Genomic DNA, 24,373 nt, shown 5'->3' with positions numbered 1-24,373 from the left:
CTCAACAAATCTGTCAACGTTCATTCATAAAAAAATACAAAGTTTCTTTCCACAGGGGATATGGTGGCTTTTAACTGAATTTCAACCGCTGCGGCGGGCTGATTCCCATTTTTACGACAATGAAATGACAAGCCAATGCATTACTACTTCGGAATCGACGGCGGCGGCAGCGGATGCCGCGCAGTGCTGTCCGATGGAAACGGAGCCATTCTCGGAAAGGGAGTATCCGGTCCCGCTAATATAGGAGCGGATACGGCAAATGCCATCCTGCATATAAAGGAAGCAGCCGAGCAGGCGCGTCTTCAGGTCGGCTTGCCTTCTTCTATATATATAACGAGCGTTGCCGTACTTGGCCTTGCCGGTGCGAACTCACTTACCGACCATGCCGCCGCTTATAAGCAACTGCCGTTCGGCAGAAGCAGTATTGTTTCCGATACGGTAACAGCGCTGCAGGGCGCGCTTGGAAATGGCGACGGTGCCATTGCGATTCTCGGAACCGGCTCGGCATTTGTGAAAAGAACCGGCGACACGGTCGATGTTATTGGCGGGCGCGGCTTTATGCTCAGCGATCATGCAGGCGGAGCCCGTCTTGGCCGTGATCTTCTTGAGCAGACATTGCTGGTTTCAGATGGAATCAACGACGAAACGGAATTGACCAGAAAAACTCTCGGCAAGTTTGGTGACGAAGCAAAGCGGATCACGCAGTTTTCCCGCACGGCGACAGCCGCTGATTATGCGGCCTTCGCCCCCATGGTGTTTGAGTTTGCAGAAAAGGGGGACCCTCTCGGCATGAAACTTGTTTCCGATGCCTGCGTCATGATCGAGCGGAACCTGCGCGCCTTAGATATCAAAGCACTGGGGCGTTTCAGTATAACCGGCGGTTTGGCGGCATCTTATGCTGCGCTCGATTTGCTACCGTATAAAGAGTTTTATACCCCGGCAAAGGGCGACAGTTTGCAAGGCGCTTTGGCTCTGGCCTTACAAAACTACAGAGATCAAGCGACTGCGACGCGAAAGTAACTTGCCGCAAGGTGCTTTCCTCCCTAATTCTTTTGGGAATACGCATTGGGATTGGATCGTCCGAAGGACATTGCAGCAGGGATGCTATGCTAACCAAAAAAGGCAAATACGGCCTGAAAGCCATGGTGCATCTTGCCGGTGTGTCTAATGGGCAGCTAGTTTCCGCAAGTGAGATTGCCGAAAGACATCACATCCCGCGTAAGTTTCTCGATAATATCTTCATCGAACTGCGCAATGCGGGCTTTGTGTTGAGTCGCAAAGGCAAGGGCGGCGGCTTTTGTCTGGCGCGTCCCGCCAGTGAAATTCATATTGGCAATATTATCCGGGCACTGGACGGCGCACTCGCACCAATCGCCTGCGCGAGCAAGACCGACTACCAGCCCTGCGATGACTGCGACGAGACCGAATGTGAAGTGCGGCACATGATGCTCGACGTGCGTGAAGCAATCGCCAATGTGCTCGATCATCGCACGCTTGCCGACAGCAGGGCTTCCGAAATCGCCGCGCTGTCGGCTGAGTAGTTTCTACGCTGCGACCGACCAGCTTGGAAACGGATCACTCAGGCGTAGCCAGCTTTCCGGTTTGAACACCTCTTCCGGCACCAGACAGTCATCAAGTTCGGCGGTAATTGCGGCCCTGTTCATTGGATCAACGCCGATGAAGACGATCTCCTGTCGACGATCACCCCATTCTGCATCGAGATAGGGTTGCATTGCGCGATGCCATTCCGGTTCAGCCGGCCAATAGCTGCGCGGAACTGCAGACCACCAGCGACCACGTTTGTTGGTACGGACCAGCGCACCGGCCTGACTGAGTTCTCCTACATAATCAGGCCTTGTCGCCAGCCAGAAAAAACCCTTGGCGCGGACAACACCCGGCCAGCTCTTATCGATAAAGGCCTGAAAGCGGGCTGGATCGAAGGGACGTCGAGCACGATAGACGAAAGAGTGCACGCCATATTCTTCTGTTTCAGGCACATGATCGTTGAAGCCGTGAAGCTCCTTATACCAAAGGGGATGCTCATGGGCGCGATTGAAATCGAAGCGTCTTGTATTGAGGATCGCATCAAGCCCAACCTGACCGAAATCCACTTCTTCAATTTGAGCATCTGGATTGAGCGACCGGATCACCTTGCGCGCAAGGTCTCGCTCCTCCGCGCTTGCAGTCGAAATCTTGTTGAGTATCACGACATCTGCAAACTCGATCTGTTCGACCAGCAGGTCGACCAGCGTACGCTCATCCTCATCGCCCAGCGATTCACCGCGGTCGCGCAGAAAATCATTTGAAGAATAGTCTTTCAGCAGATTGGCTGCATCAACCACCGTGACCATCGTATCAAGGCGCGCCAGATCGGACAGGCTTTCGCCCTTTTCATCTCGAAACTCAAAGGTTGCTGCCACCGGCAGAGGCTCCGATATGCCCGTCGATTCGATCAGCAGATAATCGAAACGATCTTGAGCCGCGAGCTGGGCTACTTCTTTCAAAAGATCATCCCGCAAAGTGCAGCAGATGCAGCCATTGGTCATTTCAACGAGCTGTTCCTCGGTTCGGGATAGGTCGGCCCCGCCCTCGCGCACAAGGGCCGCATCGATATTGATTTCACTCATGTCATTGACGATCACCGCAACACGGCGGTTCTCGCGATTGTTGAGAACATGATTGAGAAGGGTGGTCTTGCCTGCACCGAGAAAGCCGGAGAGTACAGTGACGGGAAGCCTTTTCATGGCAACTCCTTTGCTGGCGGTTGTGAGATACGCTGCAGTGGCAGCGTTGCTGGCTATTAATGTTATATCATTACATTCGTTTGGCTAAAAAGAGGCGGCAAAGCCACCTTTTGAGAGATCCTATAAGAAAAACACTCGACAGATGATCCCGCGTGAGCAGGAATTTGTGTCGCGGCAATACATTGCAGAATCCCGACCTGTTCTTGAATGCCCGGCTTTACAAAGCATTCATCGCCTATCGAAGATGCCGGACCGCCCATACAGACAGCCCGGCACCACAACAGGTCGCTTCTGGGTGGGGCCCCAGAACAAGGGTGCGACCAGTGCTACTTCGACAAACAATTCTTGAGGGAATCGGCCAGATTGCGAATGAGCTGCGGGTAGAGATCCGGGCCGTCCTTCAATTCCGCGCCAAGCGGATCAAGGGTGCCGGTTTTGGCATCCGTTCCATCGATAACCGTATTGACCAGCTTTGGCTCAAACTGCGGCTCGGAGAACACGCAAACAGCGCCCAGTGATTTGATCTTTTCGTGAATATCCTTGATGCGTCCAGCACCCGGCGCCTTTTCAGGGCTCACAGTGATCGAGCCTGCAGCCTTCACGCCAAAGCGATTCTCGAAATACTGATATGCATCATGGAAGACAATGAACGGCTTGTCTTTTATCGGCTGGAGTTCGCTGTCGATATCTTTGGTCAGCGCATCGAGCTTGTCGGCATAGTCAGCAGCATTCTTTTCATATTGCGCGGCATGTTCAGGATCGTTTTCGCTCAGAACCTTGGCGATATCACCGACAAGAACCTTGCCGTTCTGTGGATCAAGCCAGAAGTGAAGATCATACTCGCCATGATGGTGGTGCTCATCGGCTTTTTCTGATGCTTCATCGGCGTGATTATGGTCGTCATGCTTCTTTTCATGCGCATGGTCATGAGCTTCGTGATTATGGCCCTCATGCTCATTGTTATGCGCGTGCTCTCCTTCCTCGCCGCCATGATCGTGCGCCTCAAATGGGCCGCCTTCGCGGAATTTGAGCTTCGTCAGCCCTTCGGCTTCGCCAAGCGCAACAACCTTGGCACCCTCGCCCAATGTGTCGAAAGGTTTGTCGAGGAAGGTTTCCATCGAAGGCCCGGCCCAGAAAATCACCTTGGCATGTTCAATGGCTTCGGCATCCGATGGCTTCAGACTATAGGAATGCTCAGAGCCTGCGCCCTGAACAATGAGCTTCGGCTCGCCCACCCCCTGCATAACTGCTGCGACAAGCGAATGCAGCGGCTTGATGGAAATAACGACGCCTTCGCGCTCGGCGGCTGATGCCGCTGTGCCGAAAACCGCCATAAATGCAGATGCCATAAGCAGGGAGCGGAGATGTTTCATGGGTCTCTCTTGAAGAATTCGCCGAGGGGAACAACATAGATAAGTGATATGTTATTTTATTACGTCATTTGCGTTATGCTATAACGTCTGCAATAAGGAGATACAACCTCTTTTTGGAGAAATGTGCACAGCCGAGAGACGGCCAAGGCAAACAGACCCGAATCGGCATACTCTCCCTAATTCTTGAGACAAGAATTTTAGAACGCACGATTCATTTTACCAAAAGCATCGTTAAAGGCAGCGAAAGCTCAAATTAGAATGGCCCATAAGACCGCCCTCCCCGCGCATTCAGAGCGGGAACCATTGATAGAGCTGAAAGGCGCCGGCGTTTATCGCGACGGGCGATGGCTTGTGCGCAATGTTGATCTTACCGTCCATCGCGGCGAGATCGTTACGCTGATTGGACCGAACGGCGCGGGAAAAAGCACCACTGCCAAAATGGCTCTGCGCGTTTTGAAGCCCGATGAGGGCGCAATCGCCCATAAAAGCGGCCTTCGCATCGGCTACGTGCCGCAGAAGATCAATATTGATCGTACCATGCCGCTCTCGGTCGAGCGTTTAATGACGCTGACTGGTCCCCTCGGCAAAGGTGAAATTGCGGATGCCCTTCAGGCGGTCGGCATTTCGCATCTCCTTAAAGCCGAGATTGCCAATCTTTCCGGTGGCGAGTTTCAGCGCGCCCTCATGGCACGCGCTTTGGCACGCAAACCCGACATTATGGTATTGGATGAGCCGGTACAGGGCGTCGATTTTTCCGGTGAAGCCGCACTTTACGAGCTGATTGCAAAACTGCGCGACGATACCGGTTGCGGTGTCCTGCTGATTTCACACGATCTGCATCTAGTGATGGCAGCAACAGATCGCGTTATCTGCCTGAACGGCCATGTCTGCTGCAGTGGAACACCGCGCGATGTGACCTCAAGTCCCGAATATACGCGACTTTTCGGCAGCCGAGCGGTCGCTCCGCTTGCTGTCTATGAACATCACCACGATCATACCCACCTGCCCGATGGCCGCGTACTCCATGCCGATGGTTCTGTAACCGATCATTGTCATGCCGATGACGGTCATCATCACGATCATCATGAACATGATCACGGTGGGAACGGGCACGAAGGCCACAACAATCACGGGCATCACGGGGAGAAGCCACATGCTTGATGACTTTTTCACCCGCGCCCTTATTGCCGGTGTCGGTCTGGCGCTGACAACGGGTCCGCTTGGCTGTTTCATTGTGTGGCGCCGCATGGCCTATTTTGGCGACACCATGGCCCATTCAGCGCTTCTGGGTGTAGCACTTGCTCTTATCTTCGACATCAACCTGATGATCGGGGTTTTTGCCGTTTCCGTCATGATTTCGGCAATTCTTCTGCTTTTGCAGCGACGTCATACGTTATCGGCAGATTCCCTGCTCGGCATTCTGTCCCATGCGACCTTGTCGCTTGGTCTGGTGATCGTGGCCTTCATGACCTGGGTGCGCATCGATCTGCTCTCGTTCCTTTTCGGCGATTTGCTTGCAGTTTCGCGGATCGACATTGCCTTCATCTATGGCGGCGGCATTCTCGTTCTGGGTGTCATTGCATGGCTCTGGCGCCCTTTGCTGGCCGCAACCGTCAGCGAGGACATTGCGCGTGCAGAAGGGATGAACCCTGCCGTCTCGCGGATCGTCTTCATGCTGCTTCTGGCGATTGTGATTGCCATTGCGATGAAGATTGTCGGCATTCTGCTGATTACATCGCTTCTGATCATTCCCGCAGCGACCGCCCGGCGCTTTTCCTCCACACCGGAGAGAATGGCCATTCTCGCATCTTTGATTGGTGCGCTTGGCGTCATTGGCGGGCTATATGGCTCTGTCCAGTTCGACACGCCATCCGGCCCATCGATCGTGGTTGCCGCACTTGCTATTTTCATTTTCAGCCTCTTGCCCCTACATAAAGGGGAGGCATCACTGAAACGGACCGCTGGCCAATGAGCAATCATCACCACCATCATAACCATGCATCGCATGATCTGACCCGCAATCAGACGCTCGTTTTCAACGTGCTGTCCAAGGCGGATGGTCCCCTCAGCGCCTATACAATTCTCGATCAGCTCCGTGACGACGGTTTCCGTGCGCCGCTTCAGGTCTATCGGGCGCTCGAAAAGCTGCTCGAATTTGGCATGGTGCATCGCCTTGAAAGCCTCAACGCTTTTGTTGCCTGTGCTCATCCGCAATGCCACCAGCACGGATTGATTGCTTTTGCGATTTGCGAGCAATGCGGTCAGGTGACAGAGTTTTCAGATCCGGCCATCGAAAATCTCGTTAGCGCCTGGAGCCTCCAAAGCGGGTTCAAGTCACGCAAAACCACGCTGGAACTGCGTGGTCGCTGTGAAAAATGCGGTGAGCATTGAACTTAGGTAACGCTTACTAAAGCGATGCCTGCTATATTTTCCCTTCAAGGGGAACAGCAGGCAGAAATTTATGGTACGCAACAAGCCGTCTCAGGAGCGACGTAAGGAGGAGCGACAGCGTACGCGGCTGCGATCAGGCAAGGTTATCGATCTTGATGGTCGGTTCATTATCGAATGCCAGTTCAGCGATATTGCTCCACACGGCGCACGGTTGAGAATCACCGAAGTTCCCAGTCTTCCCGAACGCTTCTGGCTATTTGACGATCACTATGCGCGCGCACTTCTGGCGCAGATTGTCTGGCGTGAAAAACGTGAAGTCGGCGTCCAGTTTACTGTAGACCCATCCCTGCCCCCGTTGGATGACGAACGTCTAAGCCAGCTGGCAGGAAAGTACTATTCTCTCTAACTCTTTATTTTTATTGTATTATCCAACGCATCGCAGCAGGAAAAGAAATCGGTCCGGCGAACTGATTTCCCTGCGGAGGCGCTCCGCACTTTTGCAGGAAATGCTGTGAATTAGTGTTCGGCCGACGCCTGCTTGCCCGCTGTATCCGGTGATACAGCACCGCCACGCATATTCATGGCACGGATTTCTTCAGCGGAAATATAATTGAACTGCTCGACGAGCAGGTCCTTGATGACCGGCTCTGGAAAACGTGCATTCAAATCGGTGATCACCGATGCGCGAACATCCTCGAACTTTACTTTCTCGACTTCTTTCGTATCCGAATAGCTGCCGTAGAACTTACGGAAAATCTCGTCACTGATAAAATATTCGAGCGGAACCGTGATCTTTTTCCGGATATTCGAATCGATCGTATAAACCAGCTGCGTCACGACATAGCCCGCAACGCTACCATTGGAGATGATCGGAACGCTCATCACATCCGTTTTGACGTAATCGAGCCCGCCGAATCCTCCTGCCTCCGCTTTCACCTCACCAGATGAGCCATCATTCTGGCGAACGGCGAAAAACAGCGAGCCCAAAGCGACTGCACAGATCCAGAGACCAATTACGATTGTGCGGATCATCTTGCGTGACCGAGCCTCGCGCTATGCATGCTGTAAGTGCCGTCGGCATCCTGCGTTTCAAGCGCGCCGCGAATAAGATCGGCCAGCTCGCCAACAGCGCGCAGATGCAACTGCAGCGCTTCACAATTCTTCTCAAGCTTCTGCTTGAGGCTATCGAGCAATGGCTGCAATCCCTTCATCGTCGCTGGTTCAGCAAGGCTTGCAGCCTTTTTGATTGCCTTGTTGAAGTCGTACAGGCCACGGCTCTTGCGTGAATTAATCTCAGCAAGATCCGGATGACCGCCTTCAAGCAGAAGACGAGTTTCAGTATCAATGACGTCCTCAAGACGCTGAATTGCACGCACGACCGGCGATAGTACAGGCTGCTGTTCCAGTTCCTGAACCGGGTCTGCCTCCAGTGCTGCTTCCGCCACTTGCGGCAGCAGGCTGATTTCGGAGCTTGTGTCAGTCATTTTCGGGTTCCTCAATTATATAGCATTTCCAGCAAAAGTGCGAAGCGGTTTTGCGTCGGATAATGCGTAAAAACAAACAGTTACAGCGGTTCCAACGAACCATTCTTGACTGGAGCCGCTGTCGGTATCAGCAGGTCGCGGTTTTATTCGCCAGTCAGGCCCTAGAAGGGTTTGCTGTCCTGACCGCCCGATTCTGTGCTTGATGTTCAGCATCAGCTACGAGCGCGATCTCCACTTTCATTGTTTCCCAGTTGTTTCTGAATGAGCTGCCGTTCAAATCCGTGAACGATATCTTTTGAAACTGCGTCTGTGTTCATTCCCTGTCCCAGATCGTCAATCACGCCTCCTAAGGCCAAGGTTGACGAGTTTTCCGCGCGCACCTTTTGCGCTGCCTGCGCTTCAAGCATTTTGGCGATACCAACTCCGCCGGTATCAGCCATCTTGTTCGCCATCGCTTCGGCCATCATCGATTTCCAGTATTCGCCTGCAATGCCCTTGCCGAAGGTCGCTGTCGTATCGCTTGTAAACATCGACTGAACGAAAGATTGCAGCATGAAAGCTTCAAACTTCCGATAAGCCGGATTGACCGTGTTCGCCCCTTGCGGATTGAACCGAACGCCTGAAGCCAGGCTTTCAGAAAAACTGACGAAGTTTGATCCCGTATCCGTATCAGCGCCCACCGGACCAGTGCTTGCCGATATGGATTTCAGACGCTCTGCCGCAAGGCGATACGCCTGCGGATCAGCCGCACGCGCCACGTCCATAACCAGATCTGACGGCGGATTAATCGCCATACAACTTGTCCTTCTTCATCTCTTGATTGCACATTAATCTGTCAAACTTGACTGAAGCTTGCGGTACGAATCAGTTTCAATTTTATGACAAAGCCTTGGTCAACGCGGCCGGTGCAAACTCACCAGATTTATTGCAATTAACTGATTTTATTTACTATTTTTCGATTGTGGTCGCAACTAACAGCCCTACGACGCGGTGGTTTTCCGGCTAACAAACTCTTCAATCAGGCTTGCAAGCTCTCGTCTTTCGGCATCATTGCGAACAGTTTCGAGCCGATCTTCCAAAAGTTCTACCCGACGTTGTTCTTTCAAAAGGCCGCTGCGTTCTGATTCGAGCTGCTGCTCAATCTGTTCAGTTGCGAGCGCATTCGCCCCCAGTCGTTTGATGAGCAGAGATGGATCGACAGTAAAGGCATCGCCGTCATAACGGCGATCCTGCATGGCGATCAGCGCGTCACGTTCTTCATCCAGAACAGTCTTGCGGTTGCTGGTTGCAGCCAGCGAGGCTTCCAGCCGTGCAGCGCCGAGCTTCTGCAAGGTGATGAGCTTTTTCAGATTACGGGCATTGGTTTGAGCCATGCAATCCTCAGAACAAATCGCGCAACTGCGTCGCAGCTTCGCCGGTGAAAAAACGCAGCAATTCGGGCAGGATGAAGTAAACAACCAGAAGACCGCCGCCCAGCACGAAGGGCATCGACACAAAGTAGATCGGGATCGTCGGCGTCAGCTTATTGATAAGACCGATGGCGAAATTGACCAGAATCGCAAACACGATAAAGGGTGCTGCGATGCGTAACGTCGCCAGAAATGCTGCGGAAAGCGCGTCGCTGATGTCGATCATCGCGGCATCAGGCCTGAAATGCCCCTCAACAGGGATAGCCGTATAGGAGCTCAGCAGCGCTCGCAGAATTTCAAGATGCATATCCGTGACGAAAAACAGGAATAGCGCGCTGAAAGTAACAATGGTCGCAAGCGTTGCCTGTGGTTCTGCTTCTGTAATCGCGTCTGCCGGGGTACCCGAATAGCCAACAGCCATTGCCATCATGTTGGCCATGAACTGCAATGCCCAGAAATAGATATGCGCCAGAATTCCGATCACCCCTCCGATGAACATTTCGCTGAGCATCAGGCGAAACATCGCCAGCGGATGGCTGCCATCTAAGCTCGGTGCAATGTTCTGGATCACCAAAGGCAAGACCGCAAAAGAACACGCAAGCGCGATAAACAATCGGACCTGCAAGGGAATGCGTCCGCTTGAAATGCCGGGCATCAGCATCAGACATGCGCCAACGCGGCAGAATGCAAGCATGGCCGCGAAGACAAGTTCATTGATCGGCAGTTGCGTGATGGACAACGGGTTCACTCCCCCGTCAGGAAATCGCGCCGAGCGATTTCACTTCGACACCACGCGCAATCTCCACATGCGACAGCACGGGAAGCGTTGCAAACAGCCGCTCGATAATCATGCGGATGTAAGGGCGCGCTTCCGGCGAAGAAACGAGGACGAAACGCTCGCCGCTATCGAAATGTTTGCGAATTGCTGTGGTTGCTTCTGTGCCGAACTGCTCAAGCTGGCGCGGGTCTATGTCAAATTCGACGATTTCGCCCTTATTGTCGCGCTTGAGGCTCTGGTGGAACACGAGGTCCCAACGATTGCCAAGACGAAGCACGTTCAGAACACCGTTGTCTGAAAGATCGCCGCATATCTGCTGCGCCATCCGCATCCGAACATGCTCGACGATCATCTCAGGTCGGCGCACCAGAGGTGCAATTTCGGCGATGGATTCAAGAATAAGATGCAGATTACGGATTGAGACGCGCTCCGCAAGCAGCAGCTTCAAGACTGCCTGCAGCCCCGAATAGGAAATATTGGCCGGGCAAATATCTTCCAGAAGCTTGCGATATTCCGGACCAAGGCGGTCCAGCAGAATACGCATATCCTTATAGGAGAGAAGCTGCGCCAGATTGTTGCGCACGATTTCGCTGAGATGGGTGAGCAGAACCGACAAGTTGTCGACAGTCATATAGCCGTCGCGGCGAAGATCTGAAGCAAAAGTCTCCGGCACGGAATAAGCACGCATACCGAAAGCTGGTTCACGTACTTCCTCACCCGGAATAGATGGCAATGGACGCTCGCCCAGCACCACGAGAATTTCACCAACCCGCAATTCATGGCTCGCAACGGCGGTACCGTGAATTTTGATGCGATAGCTCTTTGGCGGCAGCGAAATATCGTCAGTAACTTTGATCTCTGGAATGACGAAACCATATTCCTGAGCAAACTTCTTGCGCATCTTGGCGACGCGGTGCGCCAGCTCCTGCTGCGAAGCGATGAGACGTGCGGAAAGCTGCTTGCCCAGGCAAAGTTCGATCTGCGTGGTTTCCAGCGAAGCCTTGACCGAGTTGCGTTCCTGCTCTTCTGCGTCACGCTGCTTCGACTGTGCTTCTGCCTCTTCCGCCTCGCGCTGACGCGCCTGACGGCGTGGCACGGCAATACCGACAAATGCCATTGCACCACCAAGCAGGAAGAACGGGAAAGCCGGAAGGCCTGGCATGATACCCAGAACAAACAGAAGGAAGGCAGCAATCAAAAGTGCCTTGGGGTAAGCACCGAGCTGACCAAAGATCGCCTGATCAGCGGAACCGCGGGTACCGCCTTTGGACACCAGAAGACCTGCTGCGAGCGAAACGATCAGCGCTGGAATCTGTGTAACCAGACCATCACCAACCGAGAGCTTGGTGAAGACGTCAGCAGCTTCCGAAATATCCATACCATGGCGGGTAACGCCAATGATGATCCCGCCGAAAATATTGACGGCAGTAATGATCAAACCGGCAATCGCATCACCGCGCACGAACTTGGACGCGCCGTCCATCGAACCGAAGAACGAGCTTTCTTCTTCCAGTTCACGACGGCGATGCTGTGCCTGCTTTTCGTCGATCAGACCCGACGAAAGATCGGCGTCAATCGCCATCTGCTTGCCGGGAATAGCATCGAGCGTGAAGCGAGCACCCACTTCCGCGATACGCGTCGCACCCTTGGTGATGACGAGGAAGTTGACGATGATGAGGATCGTGAAAACCACAAGACCGATGACAAAATCACCGCCCATCACAAACTGCGAAAACCCATGAATAACATGGCCTGCAGCCAGATAGCCCTCGTTACCATGGGTCAGGATCACGCGTGTCGTCGCAATATTGAGCGACAGACGCATCATGGTCGCAATCAGCAGCACCGTCGGGAAAGCCGAGAAATCAAGCGGACGCTGAATCCACAGCGAAACCATGAGGATAAGGACGGAGAACGCAATTGAGAAAGCGAGGCCGATATCCAGAACAACCGCAGGAACAGGCAGGAAAAGCACTGTCAGAATAATGACGATACCGGCAGCAAGACCCATGTCGCTACCGGTCAGAATTCCACGTTTTGTCAATGGCTTAGCTGCTGCCTGCTGCACGTCCGTCTCCTGTTGTCAGACAGAACATAAACGACGAAGCTTGCGCGAGGGCTGCGTTAGAGCAAAAGTCTTCTCGGAGTAAAACAAAGATCGATAAGATTATGCTTCAAATAAAAAGGCTTACGGCGCCGATCTGATCCAACCAGATCGAAACGCGCTCTAGAAACCCTTTTCGATGCGCGAATAAGCAAGCAGCGTGAAAGAGTTGATCTGCGCGCCAACAAATGGCGCGGTGAAGGCAAGTACCACAAAAATAACGATGATCTTCGGCACGAAAGTCAGCGTCATTTCCTGAATCTGGGTCAAAGCCTGAAAAAGCGCGATGCCGATACCTGCAAGCATCGCCGCAAGTACGGCTGGTCCGCTCGCCATAAGCACGGTCCAGATCGCCGAATTGACGATATCGAGCGCATCAGCTTCGTTCACAGGTAAGGTCCTCAGCGCACGGCGCTTTTGCGCAGTTTCGGTTCAGATGAACTATCGAAACTGCGTCTCAATCCATATTTTAGCACATGCCATTGTCTCCAAACCCGCACCCGGCTTTGGAGACATCGTTTAACTGATCTTGACGCCCTGGCCGATCAGCATCGTCTTGCCGTCTTCGAGTTCAGCAAGCATCCCCGACGACTGGATCGTGACAGACTTGACCACACCCGTAACCGTGCCGTCAGCACTGGTCAGCGTGCGGCCAATCCAGCCTTCAGCCTGCGAAAGCGACGAATTGGTGATCAGCGTTTCGAGCTTGCTGTTCATCTGCACCGCCTGTTCGACATTGGAGAATGTCGCAAGCTGCGAGACATATTGCGTCGCATCCATCGGCTGTGTGGGGTCCTGGTTCTGCATCTGAGTGACGAGAAGCTTCAGAAAGGAATTGTAATCCACACTCGCCTTTGCGGCAGCAGAACTGCTGCTTGATGACGAATTTGCCGTGTTGTTGGTCGTATTGTTGGCGCCGACTGTCGATGTTGTCGTCATAGACTTGCCCCTTAGAGCGCTGTTTGTCCCAAAGGACGCTCTAGAGCATTTCCTGTTGAAACTGAATCATAGGAAATACTCTATCTGTTTGTTTTTACGCGGATCTGGTTCCAAAAACCGCCTTAGATTCTTGGGCCGTTGCCATAGGCTTTTCTGTTTGTTTGGCAGGCACCGACAGGTCTTTTTCACCCATCAGCTCTGCCTCACGCTTATATTGCGTGCGAATTGTTTTCAGTGCATCGAAGACGCGCCCGTTATGCACCAGCTCATCAACGAGCTTGAGCGCATTGAGGATCTCCGCATCCTTGAACGTCGCAAACATGCCCTTCAGCATCTGGGCAAACGTGTTTCGCGCCTGTTCCCTCAGAGCCGGCTCAATCAGGATCATCTGCGCCGCAAAATAGAGCTGACGCAGCGGGGATGTCGTCTCTTCCGGCTGCAAAACATGGTTTTCCAGAAGGAATGTCGCGTCGTTCAAAAGCTCCAGCGAAACCTTGCGGTCAGCTTTCAAAACCGCGCCGTTGATATAAATCTTTTCGCCTGCACGCAGCGAAAGACGGATCGCTGATTTGCCGTTCGTCGTCATGTCACAGACCGTCACGGATAGATTGAGTAATCTCGATCAGCGTGTCGTAATCGGTGCTTTCACCCTGTCGAATTTGCTCGATCTCTTTGAGAATGAAGATTCCAACCGAAATGATTGCGGCTTTCAGTTCTTTTGGAAGCACATTCTCTTCTGAACCAAGATCCTCAATGATTGTGGTCCACAGCTTGGTTGTGAAGTAGGAAGCATCTATGCCTTCGCGCGATCCGGCACCATGGGCTTTCGCGGCGGCGAGCATTTCAATCGAGCGGTCAAAAAGCATCCGCTCGCGTTCCTTGGCGCTCGCCATATCATCATTCATGACGTCTTCGTAGCGCAGCTGATACATGTAGTCTCCGTTTTCCGGCACCACCCATACGAACCGCATCATGCTGCCCGATTTGTGATGTTCTTCTTCGGGGCGGGCGAGCGCCCCACAGTATTTGAGCATTTCCAGCAAAAGTGCGAAGCGGCTTTGCGTCGGATAATGCGTAGAACAAACAGTTGCTGCGGTTCCAACGATTCATTCTTAACTGGAACCGCTTTAGAGGCACAACGCGTCGATCCAATAGTTGAAAGCGACCTTTATGCATCCAAGAGAGCGCATGGCGCTCAAATGGTTTTATTTCAAATAGTTGAGCAAGCTCAGATTCTGCAGCTGAACAGTCAGCGCATAAGAAGTCTCGATCTGCGACATCAGCGCATTGACGCGTGTTGCAGCCTCATAAGGATCGACCGATTCAAGATCCAGAACCGATTCATTGAGGATCTTCTGCTGTGCCCCAATCCGTGTTGTCGCGGCATTGGTGCGCTGCTGAGCCAGACCCAGCGTCGTCTGTTCAGACGTCGTCTCGGTAATTGCCTGCGTTGTGGTCTGCATTGCCTGATTTGTCAGCGCCTGAAACGCTGAATTACTCAGACCGATCGTTGCGAACTCGGACACCATCACTGCAGACATGATGGTCTTGCGGAAACCATCAGCATTTGCCGAAATGGAGGTCGAAGCCGTTTCAGTTGGCGAAATACGGCTCTTGATCACAGTATCGGAAGCATTCGACCAATTGGCATCCCAGTTGGCATCGTTGAACTGCTCGGCAAAATCACCTTCGAGGAAGGACTTCATCTGATCGCCAGTGATATTGGCAACCTGCGGATCATTCATGGGGAAACCGAAATGATCTTCAAATGCCTGACGAACCGCATTCTGTGCCTGGCTGCCTTCCGTGTAGTCAGCAATCGGCTTCACGTCGGTGTTCACGCCTGAGAAGATATATTCGCCATTATAGCTGGTGTTGAGCAGGCCCGTGACTGAATCCAGCAACGACTTTGCCGTCTTCGCAGCAGTCTGCGCACTTTCAATAGTGCTGTTTGCGCCCGTCAGATCACCCAGAAAATTCTGCGTGCTCTCGATAATGGTGGTGGTCGCAGTCTGTGTCGTCGTCATGCGCTGCTGCAGCAGCTTGTTCATATCGGTCAGAACGGTAAGGCGATCATATTCCTTGCGCAGCGATATGGTCTGTCCAGACTTGGAACCAAGCGACAAACCAACATCGAAAACCGTACCTGTGGTGGCTTCCTGCTGCGCCTTTGCAAGCTCGGCCTTCGTCTTTGCGACGAGAACCTTGAGGGCTGAAGCTGCACCATATGTAGAAATAGATTGCGCTTTCATAAGCCTCACACCGCTCTGAGAAGTTCGTCAAGCATGGCGTTGACGGTCGTCAGTACCCGGCTTGATGCCTGATAGGAATGTTCCAGATCGAGAAGCAGTGCCATCTCGGTGTTGATATCGACACCGTTGGCATTGGACAGAGCCTGATCGGCCTGAGTTGCTACAGTCTGGTTATAAGAGAAATTGGCATTCGCAGTCTTGCGCTTGCCTTCAAGCCAGCTGATGGACGACGCGCTGTAATCAATCAGGCTCGCATTTGAGCTGAGACCTGCCGAAGAAGCGAATGTCAGCGGCTCGGAGAACGCCTCATTCAACGCGCGCAGACGATCGCTAAAGCCACTGGCGCCGGTTGAATTATATTTGTAATTCGCGCCATTTGCACCGCCATCGCGCAGCAGCAGCGAGCTGCCGCCTTCGGTTGCAACAAATGCCGATGACACATTGATCGTGCCTGCGAGACCAGCTGTCACACCCGCACCTGGAACGGCAGGCGAACCTGACCAGCCGAAAAGGCCTGTTAGTTTTGGACCTGCACCAGTCTGATCGGTTTCTGCAAACATCGACACCAGACCGCGAGCGATCTCATCGAGCTGCATCTGATATTGCGGCGCAATCTGATCGCGCAGCTGCAGAAGTCCGCTCAGACGGCCAGTACCATAAGGCTGATCGAATGTATCATGCGTAAGCGGGACACCATCGACAAGAACGGCATTGCCAGCAACACCAGCCGCCAGACCACCGGAGGATTCGAAGCTGATCTTGCGCGCCGTGGTTTCAAACAGCGTCACACCATTTTCCGCAAAAATGACCATGTCATTATCGCCGCGAACCATGGTTGTGATGCCCAGCTCGCCGGAAAGCTGCTTCAGCAGTGAATCGCGCTGATCAAGAAAATCAGACACATCGTTGCCAGCGCGTGTGCCGCTGACGATCTGCTGGTTGATCTTCTCGAACTTCGACAACACGTCGTTGATATTGGCAACGGAGTCCGCGATTTCATTATCTGCATCGGTACGCAGAGACTGGATCTGCTTCGTGCCAGCGTTCAATGCATTGGCCAGCGACTGCGCCGTCGAAACAACGCTATCACCAAGGGCCGAATTGGATGGTGAGGCAGCAAAAGTCTGGAGCGCATCGCGAAGATCGCCGATCAACGCCGAAGGCGAACCTGAAAAATTATCTGCCGAATAAAGCGACGAAAGGCGGTCAAGTCCGCCTGCAAGAATGGACGACGACGATGCCGTGCTGTTCGACTGGATAAAGCGGTTGAACAACGCTTCGTCAGCGGATCGGCTTATATTGACATAAAGCGAACCATACGGCCCCGAAGCCAGCGACGCAGTGCGGCGCGAGTAATCAGGATCATTGACCCCCGCAATATTGCGAGAGACGACTGACGTCTGCTTGGACGTTGCCGCAAGCGAACTTTTGGCCGTCAGAAGAGCAGAACTAAGCGACATCTTATCCCCATCCTACGTCGAACCGTTTTTGTTGCGAAAACAGTCCAGTTTTAAAACTGCAATTCCGGGGAGACTGACCACCTCCCCGGAACCGCATCAATTTATCTTTTCAGGTTAACCAGCACGTCCATCAATTCGGAGCCGGTCTGGAAGACCTTCGAATTGGCGGTGTAGCTGCGCTGAGCTTCGATCATGTCGGTCAGCTCTTGCGCGATATCCGCATTGGATTCTTCAAGAGCCCCTGCCGAAACCTTGCCCATGCCTCCGTTTTCAGGGAAGCCGAGCTGGATATTGCCGGATTCTGCACTTGGCGAGAACACGTTGCCGCTGATTACCGACATGCGGTCCGGGCTTGCCACAGTTCCCAGCGGAATACGGTAAAGCAGCTTCTGCGAACCGTTTTCATAAAGAGCAACAACCGAACCGTCTTTACCGATATCAACGCCCTTGATCGACGAAGGGGCCTGACCGTTGATAACAGCTTCAGTGATCGTATAGTCTTTTGCCAGCTGCTTGGACGAACCGAGATTAAGGTCCAGCGCCTGACCATTATAGGCTGTCAGATCGACAGCAACATCACCGCCAGAAAGCAGCTTACCGTTTGTGCCATCGAAGTTCAGCGTTGTTGCGCCGACTTCAACACCATCTGCGGCGTTCTTAATCGAAACATCCCAGGTATTGTCAGCGGTCTTGGTAAAATAGACGTCCAGCGTGATCTTGCCGCCAAGATTGTCGTAAGCGATCAGCGATGTCTTGTGATTGAATTCGCCGGCAGCAGGAACCGAGTCCGTCGAAGGCAGGTTGACGGTGAAGTTGCCGGACGTGCTAGGTGTTGCAACAAGATCGGACTGCTTGACGTTCACACGTTCCAGACCGTCAAAGCTGTTGGCGACCGTGTTAACATTGCCGTTAGCATCCGCCGGATAACCCATCAGGTAATAGCCAGCCGTATTGACGAGATTGCCGAACTGGTCCGGCACAAACGAACCTGCGCGCGTGAGGTAAGGTGTACCATCAGCATTGCTGACGACGAAATAGCCATTGCCGTCGATTGCAAGGTCGGTCGCGGAAGCTGTCGAGCGAATGCCGCCCTGATCCGAAATGCCGTAGCGGATATTGGTCGCGACGCTACCGGAGTTATACTGGCCTGCGGTGCTTGGCAGAACGAGCGATGAGAACTGCGCATCGGCGCGCTTATAGCCGACCGTGCTTGCATTCGCGATGTTATCTGCGACTGCCGACAAGCGGTTAGCCTGCGCGTTCATACCTGAAACGCCGGTCCGCATCATACCGTAGAGGCTCATTGGCAACTCCTGAGAATTTGAGAATCCGCAGATAAGCTATCGGGCCACGCTTGCGTGAAACTGTAGCCTTAAGATTTTTTACGCTTTTACTGAGGACACAATCAGTTTCAGGGGTTGCCTGGACAAGACTACCTTTAAAAACCGCGAATTACTGGATTTGAGCTTTTGAAAGCTCGATAGAAAGGACACGAATCTCAATCGATGTTGATTGAGTATCCAAGAAAACGTTTTGAATCAACAGGATCAAAACCAAGCTTTTCACGCAATTTTTTGCGGAGCTTGCTAATATGGCTTTCGACCACATTCTCTTCGACTTCACTGTCGAAAATGCCGTAAATCGCGCTGAAAATCTGCGCCTTATTCAGGCGGCGACCACGGTTTGCGATTAGATATTCAAGGATCCGGCGCTCGCGACGCGGCAGCGGGAAATCCACACCATTTATCTGTGGATCACGGCCATCGGAGAAAACGCGGATCGGTCCAAGCTCGGTTCCATCATTGCCTGATGCAGCCGAAGCACCTGTGCGGCGGCGAATTGCGTTGATGCGGGCGAGGATTTCGCGGACGTGAACTGGCTTGCGGACGACATCATCAACTCCGGATTGAAAAAGCTCCAGAGTGTGTTCCAGTGACGGGCGGTCGTTTACGGCAATAACAGGCGCCTTGCAGCGTTCACGAATACGCGCTGGCAGACCGTTCTGAGCCTCGCACTCGCCAATCAGGAAGGCTTCTACAGCCATAATATCCTGATGGGGGACGCTTTCGACCCATTCATTGAAATCGGATGGCGTGAACCCGGTTGTCGTGATGCCTTCTCGGCTGAACCAAGAGGAGTACCCCTCAGTCACAATATTCCGCTCATCTACGACTACGATCATCGGCCCGCCTTCCGAATCAATATGTTAACCCAAGCAAGACAGAAGTAACTGGCAGGAGGAGTCAGCGGCAATTACACAAAGTTGCCCGCAATAAATTGGGAGGCATTTTAGTATTATCTAATTTAAGAGGAATCGCCATGATTGCATCGGCCTGGCACTCTTGGTCTGAAAATCTTAACAAGTCGTTAACGCGCTCACGAAGTTTAACGATTCTTTACAAGGACTTAAAAATTTACCCTCTAAAATACATTATCGAGCTATATGCAATTACAGGTTGAGTACCTAAAAACTGCGTGTATATGGCATCGCTCTACAACCCGCAATTTTGCGGGATTCCCGATCAACCTGCGCAGAAGTTTTTTGCCTGAGGCGTCCAATTTCCGAAGCCTGTTGCGATCATATTTGTCATCACACGACACACATATCGCTTCTGTGCAGGATCGTTATTTGGACCTGCGTGATAACGCGCGACTGCCATTGTCCAGTTGCCTTCGCGCTCACGCAGACGCTTTAGGAAGCGTGCAGCATAATCAACATTGAGGCTTGGTTGCAGCATCGCGCCGACAGACGGAAATTCGCTGGAATGATAATAGTGGTTGATCTGCATACAGCCCAGATCAATCAGTTTTGCACCTTCGGCGTGTACTTGGGTGAAACGTCTTAAAGCGGCCGCTTGAGATGGGAAAAACTCTGCCTTTCCTTCAATGTTCATCGCATAGGGCTGGAGCGAGTTTTTGCGCCCGGTTTCGGTCAGACCAACAGCATAAAGAATACCGAGTGGCACATCATAGCGGGCGGACGCTCGATGCATTTCCCGTTCGCAAATATTCTCTGCTTTAGCGCCTGCTAAACTAAACGACGAGGCCGCGATTCCGGCCGCCAGAAAGACCAGAAATTTCGCGCTCATTGGCTTCAGTCGATGTGCGAGCGCGTGCATTATTGCTGTCTGCCTGGCCAGATTCGCCATTCTGCCTGCCCTCACCACCCATAAATTGCGCCTGAGACTGCGCCTGCGCATTTCCCCGGCCATCCGAGCCATTTTGCATGTCAAAAGTCTGCTGGCCTTGCTGTTGAGAGCTGGCCTGCTGTTGCCCCGCACTATGGCTTGCGGAGCTGTGCTGAACTGCACTGACTGCTCCGCGTTCAGTCACCGTGACCGAAATTTTCGTGTCGTCCGTAATGCCTGCAACTTTCAAAGCTTTTTCGATCATTGAACGATCGGCAGCCAGCGCCTCGGCAGCATGAGCTTTGTCAGCCACCAGATGCACTTCCACGCTGTCGGCAACCAGACGAATACGAGCAGTCACTGCGCCAAGCTCCACCGGATCAAGCCTGATCTGCAAAGTTTTCACAGTACCAAAGCTGCGTTCAGAGAGGACTTGGATATCCGCGATACGTGCAGCAGCAGTTGGCGCTGCTGGTGTAGGCGCTTTTACATCGGCAACAGGTGCAGACTTTCCTGTTTGCTGCTGCGGCTGAACATTTGGACGATCAGCTTCTGCGGCATTGCTGGATTGAAGTGTAAGCTCAGGCTTGGGCGATGCAGAAGATCCGTCTGTGGCGCTTTCAGTCTGCTGATCTTTCGTTGCAGCAGGTGGAGTGTGGCTGGCCAAATTCTCAGGCTTTGCGGCACCCTTGGAATCTGCTGTTGCTTGCGTCTGCTTGTTTGCCTGAACGTTTTCCTTCTGATCCTTCTTTGGCTCTGCATCAGGCATAGGCAGGTCAGCGGCAACGGCAGTCGTCAGCGCGGGATCAGCAGCTTCAGCAGCATCGGCCAGCGCCGATACATTCATCGACTGCTTGGTGGCATTATCACGCGCAGCAAGCTGATCCTCATCTTTTGGATTGTTGAACCCTGCAGCAAGTGCAAGCAGGTTCTGCGACACACCATAGACCGAAGATTGAGCAGGCGTATCGCGATCAGCTTTGTCGTTATCTTCCGACTGCGTCTCATCCTTCTGCTCGCCTTCAAGCGATAGCTTGTTTTGAGACTTTTCCAGCAATGCGCCAAACAACTTTGCCGGTTCAGACTGTTCCTGATTTTCGCCATTGGCTTTTGCCACAGCGCCCTGTTGGGCGCCTGTACTTTTGGCAAGTGAAGCCAGTCTTCCAGCCGTGGTGAGCAAAAGATCTACGCTCATTGAATAGTCTTTCCTAGCAAGGCATCAATTTCCGCAAGCTTGCGCCGCGCATCATCCATGGTCTTCTGCACATCATCTTCCGGCTTTGCAGGCTGGGATGGCTTCCAACCGGCAGCAGGCGAAGGGGTCTCCGGGGCCTTGGGCACGACGGGCGCCTCATCACCGTCAGCAATCGGCATTGCCGGAATGTCAGTTTCGCTTCTGACAGGCTTTGTTGCGCCCTCAACGGGAGGCTTGCGCGTCACCACAGAGCCAACCGCTTCTGCCGCCTGCAGAAGCTGCCTGTCGCGTTCCTGCAAACGATCGGGCGAAATCTGAGACAATTCACGCAATGCATCTTTGGCGGAATCCGAAGCAACATCACTTGCCGCGGCATAAAGATTGGCTCTGCTTGGGTCGGCTTTCAGATGATCGGCAAGCTTTCTTGCCTCGGCCGACATGAAGCGCGCGCGCTCCGTCTGCCCATCCACCAGAGCGCCACGCGCAATCTGCAGATAAAGCGAATATTGCATGACCGGATCAGCTGTACCAATCAGCTTGACCAGTTCGGCATTGCCGATGCGATCATTGAGTTTCAACGCTGCATCCACAAATTGCTTCATGAAATCGCGCATATAGGGCGAGCGCGGGAAGCGCTGAAGGTAATTGCGCGATAGCATCCTGATCTTGTCTGCGTCACCGAGCTTGGCGGCAATCGGCATCGAACGACGAATAGCCGCTTCTTCAAAAAGCGTACCCGGACTATCGAGCCGCACCTGATCAAGTCGCAGAAGTGCCGTTGCCGGATCAAAAGCCGTCATCTGGCCGGCCGTTACCAGCACGATGGAAGAGCGCAGCTCGGCTGGCAGCTGTGATGAGAGCGGCACTGAGAACAGCTTCACCACCTCAATATTCTGACCCGATGCATAGGCAAGCGCACCTTTGACGAGTTCTTGCGGAACAGTCTCGCCATCAAAACCAGCAAGCACCTTACGCACGGCATCAGGATTGCCGCCGTTAAACAGATAGATGATGGCCGCATAGATATTCTCAGGCTTGTCCCAGAATTCCTTTGGAGCGCGCTCCATATCAGCGCTCACAAAAATCAGCAGCCTGTTGAGCATCACAACGGCTTCAGGCTTCCCGGAAACCAGCTGATCCTGCAACATGCGCAGTGAACGGACGAGCTTATAAGGCTCAAGCACCGGCAAGCTGCGTGGCTCTTCTGCTGCTTGTGTCTGCCCATAGGAAACCGCTCCTCCGCTTGCCAGCGGAAGGCTTGCAACAAGTGCCAGCAGGGAGCGCTTTACCAGTTTCTTCATGGGTTGGACTTGAGGAAGATGTCGATGCGACGATTTTCGGCGGCATTTGGATCGGCGGCGTTCTTTGGCTGACGGTCGGCATAGCCTTCAACACGCAGGACACGCTTTTCATCCAGCCCACCACGCACCAGCATGTAATAGGCCATCTGCGCACGAGCCGAAGACAAGCGCCAATTGTCATAGGTCGCACTCTTGAAAGGTCGGGCGTCAGTGTGACCGCTGATGACAACCTCCCCCGGCTGACGCGCGATAACCTGCGCAATGCGTTCAAGCATTTGCACGACACGCGCATCCGGCTTGGCGGAGCCAATCGTGAACATGCCAAAATCGACTTTATCAGTCAGCTGAATCATGACGCCGCCATCGACCGGGACGACTGTCACATCCGGCATAGGCTCAGCCTTTGCCGCCTTGCTGCCATCGGTCGATGCGTCTCCGTCTGCTGCCTTCTTCAAATCAGAAATCAGCTTTTCCTGGTTCTCTGCTGGCTTTTCAGCTTCTTCGGGCTTTGCCTCGGTTTTTGCTTCCGCTGTTTGCTGTGGCGGCGTTGCAGGGGCAGCTTCCGGCGGCGTCAGCTCTTCCGCAGCCTTGCTCGACCAGTAGTCAGGGCTGAACGGATCGCGATAGGCATCGCCGCCGTCAGCGCCTGTCTGCGTGCCAGCCTGTGCGCTGCCGCCATCGCCCTTCGTGGATTGGTTCTGCAGAACGCCCGTTTCATGCGCAAGTTCGGACAAGACCGCATATGGCTCGCGGAACATGCGGCTTTCTTCCTGCTCAATCGGCGGGGAAGCAGCGCTATCGTTGATAACCTTGGTGCTGTTTTCAATCTGCTTGTCGCTCTCAAAGCGAACTTTGCCGTTCTGTTCGTCAATGTCCTGCACGCCCTTTGGGCTTGAATGACGATCCATCAGCTTAACGGGATTGAAGTAGCTGGCGACAGCCGCCTTGCTTTCTTCGTTGGCCGCATTGATGAGCCACATGACGAGGAAGAACGCCATCATCGCAGTCATGAAGTCAGCGTAAGCGATCTTCCAGACGCCGCCATGATGACCGTCATGATCATCGTGCTTGCCACGGCGGACAATAATGATTTCGCGCTTGGTTTCCGGATCGATGCTCATCTGGCAGCAGCCCTTAGTTCTTCCAGAACTGGCGCGACGCGTGTTTCAAGCGCACGATCGCCAAAGGAAAATGAGAGTTCGCTGGACGCATCCTCAGTAAAACGGCATCCAGGCGGCAGAAGGTCGGCATGGTCCTTGAGCGGCTCAAGCAGATGCGCTGGACCGAAGATTTCAGGTGCTTCGCCTTCCAGAGCCAGCTTGCTGATCCGCTGTGCGAAACCCGCAATCGCGTCCTGTTCGATTTTGGCTGCCAGCAACGGTGCGAGAACCTCGGCAATCTGCGCGGACATGGATTGTTCAAGCCCGCTCACAGCTTCCGTCAAAGCACCAGCCAGGAGATTGGCCTGCTCACGAGAGAAACTCGCACGCAATGCTTCGATGTCCGCTTCATGCTGACGCAGCAATCTGGCCTTCTCGGCCTCATAAAGCGCTTCTGCTTCCTTGTGACCGTCTTCGCGACCGGCCTCAAATGCAGCCCGCTTTTCCTCTTCAATGGCGATGATGCTTGCGACTTCCGCCTGCTCTGCAAATGGAGGCTTCTCCGAAGCCTCAGCCATTTGCGGATCGGTGTGCGGCAAGAGCTCCGACAAAGGCTGCGGCTGTACGGGGGCCGCAATGATTTCCACCGCTTCGTCGGCGATACGATGCGTCGAGAAATCAGGAAGGTAGCGGCTGAGTGCGAGCGTGCTCATAA

At 53.4% G+C, this 24,373-nt stretch carries 26 protein-coding genes and 1 pseudogene; 6 read left to right on the top strand and 21 right to left on the bottom strand.

All coding sequences use genetic code 11. The features are described from left to right. Positions 1-135: 135 nt before the first annotated feature. Together RT142_RS16700 and RT142_RS16695 are read left to right on the top strand one after the other, a co-directional pair. Positions 136-1,020, top strand: coding sequence for a BadF/BadG/BcrA/BcrD ATPase family protein (locus tag RT142_RS16700; protein ID WP_313030055.1), 885 nt, complete (start codon positions 136-138; stop codon positions 1,018-1,020). An 86-nt stretch (positions 1,021-1,106) separates the two neighbouring features. Beyond that, positions 1,107-1,541 (top strand): RrF2 family transcriptional regulator, encoded by a 435-nt coding sequence (locus tag RT142_RS16695; protein ID WP_007876995.1) that lies wholly within the window; start codon positions 1,107-1,109, stop codon positions 1,539-1,541. Positions 1,542-1,544: 3 nt separating this feature from the next. Here RT142_RS16695 and zigA read toward each other — a convergent pair whose 3' ends face one another. Both zigA and znuA read right to left on the bottom strand, forming a co-directional pair. Then, positions 1,545-2,744 (bottom strand): zinc metallochaperone GTPase ZigA, encoded by a 1,200-nt coding sequence (zigA, locus tag RT142_RS16690; RefSeq protein WP_064321452.1) that lies wholly within the window; start codon positions 2,742-2,744, stop codon positions 1,545-1,547. Between the two features lie 326 nt (positions 2,745-3,070). Then, entirely contained in the window at positions 3,071-4,117 is a 1,047-nt protein-coding gene (znuA, locus tag RT142_RS16685) for a zinc ABC transporter substrate-binding protein ZnuA (RefSeq protein ID WP_313030051.1), read from the bottom strand. A 258-nt stretch (positions 4,118-4,375) separates the two neighbouring features. On the opposite strand from znuA, the gene RT142_RS16680 reads away from it, so the two are divergent. The 4 genes from RT142_RS16680 to RT142_RS16665 all read left to right on the top strand — a co-directional run bounded on the left by RT142_RS16680 (position 4,376) and on the right by RT142_RS16665 (position 6,914). After that, positions 4,376-5,278 (top strand): metal ABC transporter ATP-binding protein, encoded by a 903-nt coding sequence (locus tag RT142_RS16680; protein WP_313030049.1) that lies wholly within the window; start codon positions 4,376-4,378, stop codon positions 5,276-5,278. Further along, positions 5,208-6,089 (top strand): zinc ABC transporter permease subunit ZnuB, encoded by an 882-nt coding sequence (gene znuB, locus RT142_RS16675; RefSeq protein WP_409558587.1) that lies wholly within the window; start codon positions 5,208-5,210, stop codon positions 6,087-6,089. The genes RT142_RS16680 and znuB overlap by 71 nt, the downstream gene beginning before the upstream one ends. After that, on the top strand, positions 6,086-6,508 hold the full coding sequence (locus RT142_RS16670; RefSeq protein WP_007877005.1) for a Fur family transcriptional regulator: 423 nt from the start codon (positions 6,086-6,088) through the stop codon (positions 6,506-6,508). The genes znuB and RT142_RS16670 overlap by 4 nt, the downstream gene beginning before the upstream one ends. 70 nt (positions 6,509-6,578) lie before the next feature. Then, a complete protein-coding gene (locus RT142_RS16665) occupies positions 6,579-6,914 on the top strand; it encodes a PilZ domain-containing protein (protein ID WP_079213157.1) in 336 nt (111 codons plus the stop codon). 110 nt (positions 6,915-7,024) lie between these two features. Here RT142_RS16665 and RT142_RS16660 read toward each other — a convergent pair whose 3' ends face one another. The 19 genes and pseudogenes from RT142_RS16660 to RT142_RS16570 form a co-directional block, all read right to left on the bottom strand. Then, positions 7,025-7,540 carry a hypothetical protein gene (locus RT142_RS16660; protein ID WP_064321447.1) on the bottom strand — a complete coding sequence of 172 codons (516 nt, stop codon included), beginning with the start codon at positions 7,538-7,540 and terminating at the stop codon, positions 7,025-7,027. Next, positions 7,537-7,992 (bottom strand): flagellar protein FlgN, encoded by a 456-nt coding sequence (locus tag RT142_RS16655; RefSeq protein WP_313030044.1) that lies wholly within the window; start codon positions 7,990-7,992, stop codon positions 7,537-7,539. The genes RT142_RS16660 and RT142_RS16655 overlap by 4 nt, the downstream gene beginning before the upstream one ends. A 212-nt stretch (positions 7,993-8,204) precedes the next feature. Further along, positions 8,205-8,786, bottom strand: coding sequence for a rod-binding protein (locus tag RT142_RS16650; RefSeq protein WP_312470024.1), 582 nt, complete (start codon positions 8,784-8,786; stop codon positions 8,205-8,207). A gap of 186 nt (positions 8,787-8,972) precedes the next feature. After that, the gene (locus RT142_RS16645) at positions 8,973-9,365 is read right to left on the bottom strand and encodes a hypothetical protein (RefSeq protein WP_064321444.1); all 393 of its coding nucleotides are present in this window, start codon (positions 9,363-9,365) and stop codon (positions 8,973-8,975) included. Between the two features lie 7 nt (positions 9,366-9,372). Next, positions 9,373-10,140, bottom strand: coding sequence for a flagellar biosynthetic protein FliR (gene fliR, locus RT142_RS16640; RefSeq protein WP_313030040.1), 768 nt, complete (start codon positions 10,138-10,140; stop codon positions 9,373-9,375). Positions 10,141-10,156: 16 nt separating this feature from the next. Beyond that, positions 10,157-12,247, bottom strand: coding sequence for a flagellar biosynthesis protein FlhA (flhA, locus tag RT142_RS16635; protein ID WP_007877012.1), 2,091 nt, complete (start codon positions 12,245-12,247; stop codon positions 10,157-10,159). A gap of 159 nt (positions 12,248-12,406) precedes the next feature. Continuing rightward, positions 12,407-12,673 (bottom strand): flagellar biosynthesis protein FliQ, encoded by a 267-nt coding sequence (gene fliQ, locus RT142_RS16630; protein WP_064321443.1) that lies wholly within the window; start codon positions 12,671-12,673, stop codon positions 12,407-12,409. A gap of 129 nt (positions 12,674-12,802) precedes the next feature. Continuing rightward, on the bottom strand, positions 12,803-13,222 hold the full coding sequence (gene flgD / locus RT142_RS16625; RefSeq protein ID WP_313030038.1) for a flagellar hook assembly protein FlgD: 420 nt from the start codon (positions 13,220-13,222) through the stop codon (positions 12,803-12,805). Between the two features lie 94 nt (positions 13,223-13,316). Beyond that, complete coding sequence (gene flbT / locus RT142_RS16620) at positions 13,317-13,808, bottom strand: flagellar biosynthesis repressor FlbT (RefSeq protein WP_313030036.1); 492 nt, start codon at positions 13,806-13,808, stop codon at positions 13,317-13,319. 1 nt (position 13,809) lies between these two features. Further along, the gene (gene flaF / locus RT142_RS16615; protein ID WP_007877021.1) at positions 13,810-14,154 is read right to left on the bottom strand and encodes a flagellar biosynthesis regulator FlaF; all 345 of its coding nucleotides are present in this window, start codon (positions 14,152-14,154) and stop codon (positions 13,810-13,812) included. A gap of 273 nt (positions 14,155-14,427) precedes the next feature. Continuing rightward, positions 14,428-15,474: a flagellar hook-associated family protein gene (locus RT142_RS16610; protein ID WP_200638392.1), complete on the bottom strand. Its 1,047-nt coding sequence runs from the start codon at positions 15,472-15,474 to the stop codon at positions 14,428-14,430. A 5-nt stretch (positions 15,475-15,479) separates the two neighbouring features. Continuing rightward, positions 15,480-16,934 (bottom strand): flagellar hook-associated protein FlgK, encoded by a 1,455-nt coding sequence (flgK, locus tag RT142_RS16605; protein ID WP_079213163.1) that lies wholly within the window; start codon positions 16,932-16,934, stop codon positions 15,480-15,482. Positions 16,935-17,035: 101 nt separating this feature from the next. Then, the gene (locus RT142_RS16600; protein WP_007877027.1) at positions 17,036-18,238 is read right to left on the bottom strand and encodes a flagellar hook protein FlgE; all 1,203 of its coding nucleotides are present in this window, start codon (positions 18,236-18,238) and stop codon (positions 17,036-17,038) included. A 194-nt stretch (positions 18,239-18,432) separates the two neighbouring features. Further along, positions 18,433-19,116 (bottom strand): flagellar transcriptional regulator FtcR, encoded by a 684-nt coding sequence (gene ftcR, locus RT142_RS16595; protein ID WP_007877029.1) that lies wholly within the window; start codon positions 19,114-19,116, stop codon positions 18,433-18,435. Between the two features lie 340 nt (positions 19,117-19,456). Continuing rightward, positions 19,457-19,927 carry a transglycosylase SLT domain-containing protein gene (locus RT142_RS16590; protein WP_007877033.1) on the bottom strand — a complete coding sequence of 157 codons (471 nt, stop codon included), beginning with the start codon at positions 19,925-19,927 and terminating at the stop codon, positions 19,457-19,459. A gap of 40 nt (positions 19,928-19,967) precedes the next feature. Next, entirely contained in the window at positions 19,968-21,257 is a 1,290-nt protein-coding gene (locus RT142_RS16585; protein ID WP_313030031.1) for a flagellar hook-length control protein FliK, read from the bottom strand. Between the two features lie 229 nt (positions 21,258-21,486). Next, a pseudogene (locus RT142_RS16580) lies at positions 21,487-22,558 on the bottom strand (chemotaxis protein); the annotation flags it as partial. Further along, positions 22,555-23,679: a flagellar motor protein MotB gene (locus RT142_RS16575; protein WP_064321436.1), complete on the bottom strand. Its 1,125-nt coding sequence runs from the start codon at positions 23,677-23,679 to the stop codon at positions 22,555-22,557. The pseudogene RT142_RS16580 and the gene RT142_RS16575, both read right to left, overlap by 4 nt. Further along, on the bottom strand, positions 23,676-24,371 hold the full coding sequence (locus RT142_RS16570; protein WP_313030027.1) for a hypothetical protein: 696 nt from the start codon (positions 24,369-24,371) through the stop codon (positions 23,676-23,678). The genes RT142_RS16575 and RT142_RS16570 overlap by 4 nt, the downstream gene beginning before the upstream one ends. Positions 24,372-24,373: the final 2 nt, after the last annotated feature.

The organism is Brucella sp., assembly GCF_032066345.1.
Taxonomy (GTDB): Bacteria; Pseudomonadota; Alphaproteobacteria; order Rhizobiales; family Rhizobiaceae; genus Brucella; species Brucella pseudogrignonensis.
Note: the sequence above shows the minus strand (reverse complement) of the source record. Positions and strands in the feature narration are given on the sequence as shown.

Coding starts and splice junctions, on each gene's coding strand:
- RT142_RS16600 (WP_007877027.1), bottom strand. CDS start 18,238: ATGAGCCTCTACGGTATGATGCGGACCGGCGTTTCAGGTATGAACGCG.
- RT142_RS16645 (WP_064321444.1), bottom strand. CDS start 9,365: ATGGCTCAAACCAATGCCCGTAATCTGAAAAAGCTCATCACCTTGCAG.
- RT142_RS16610 (WP_200638392.1), bottom strand. CDS start 15,474: ATGAAAGCGCAATCTATTTCTACATATGGTGCAGCTTCAGCCCTCAAG.
- flgD (WP_313030038.1), bottom strand. CDS start 13,222: ATGACGACAACATCGACAGTCGGCGCCAACAATACGACCAACAACACG.
- ftcR (WP_007877029.1), bottom strand. CDS start 19,116: ATGATCGTAGTCGTAGATGAGCGGAATATTGTGACTGAGGGGTACTCC.
- znuB (WP_409558587.1), top strand. CDS start 5,208: ATGATCACGGTGGGAACGGGCACGAAGGCCACAACAATCACGGGCATC.
- flaF (WP_007877021.1), bottom strand. CDS start 14,154: ATGTATCAGCTGCGCTACGAAGACGTCATGAATGATGATATGGCGAGC.
- flbT (WP_313030036.1), bottom strand. CDS start 13,808: ATGACGACGAACGGCAAATCAGCGATCCGTCTTTCGCTGCGTGCAGGC.
- RT142_RS16670 (WP_007877005.1), top strand. CDS start 6,086: ATGAGCAATCATCACCACCATCATAACCATGCATCGCATGATCTGACC.
- znuA (WP_313030051.1), bottom strand. CDS start 4,117: ATGAAACATCTCCGCTCCCTGCTTATGGCATCTGCATTTATGGCGGTT.
- RT142_RS16700 (WP_313030055.1), top strand. CDS start 136: ATGCATTACTACTTCGGAATCGACGGCGGCGGCAGCGGATGCCGCGCA.
- RT142_RS16585 (WP_313030031.1), bottom strand. CDS start 21,257: ATGAGCGTAGATCTTTTGCTCACCACGGCTGGAAGACTGGCTTCACTT.
- zigA (WP_064321452.1), bottom strand. CDS start 2,744: ATGAAAAGGCTTCCCGTCACTGTACTCTCCGGCTTTCTCGGTGCAGGC.
- flgK (WP_079213163.1), bottom strand. CDS start 16,934: ATGTCGCTTAGTTCTGCTCTTCTGACGGCCAAAAGTTCGCTTGCGGCA.
- RT142_RS16575 (WP_064321436.1), bottom strand. CDS start 23,679: ATGAGCATCGATCCGGAAACCAAGCGCGAAATCATTATTGTCCGCCGT.
- RT142_RS16650 (WP_312470024.1), bottom strand. CDS start 8,786: ATGGCGATTAATCCGCCGTCAGATCTGGTTATGGACGTGGCGCGTGCG.
- RT142_RS16680 (WP_313030049.1), top strand. CDS start 4,376: ATGGCCCATAAGACCGCCCTCCCCGCGCATTCAGAGCGGGAACCATTG.
- RT142_RS16655 (WP_313030044.1), bottom strand. CDS start 7,992: ATGACTGACACAAGCTCCGAAATCAGCCTGCTGCCGCAAGTGGCGGAA.
- RT142_RS16695 (WP_007876995.1), top strand. CDS start 1,107: ATGCTAACCAAAAAAGGCAAATACGGCCTGAAAGCCATGGTGCATCTT.
- RT142_RS16570 (WP_313030027.1), bottom strand. CDS start 24,371: ATGAGCACGCTCGCACTCAGCCGCTACCTTCCTGATTTCTCGACGCAT.
- RT142_RS16665 (WP_079213157.1), top strand. CDS start 6,579: ATGGTACGCAACAAGCCGTCTCAGGAGCGACGTAAGGAGGAGCGACAG.
- RT142_RS16590 (WP_007877033.1), bottom strand. CDS start 19,927: ATGCATCGAGCGTCCGCCCGCTATGATGTGCCACTCGGTATTCTTTAT.
- RT142_RS16660 (WP_064321447.1), bottom strand. CDS start 7,540: ATGATCCGCACAATCGTAATTGGTCTCTGGATCTGTGCAGTCGCTTTG.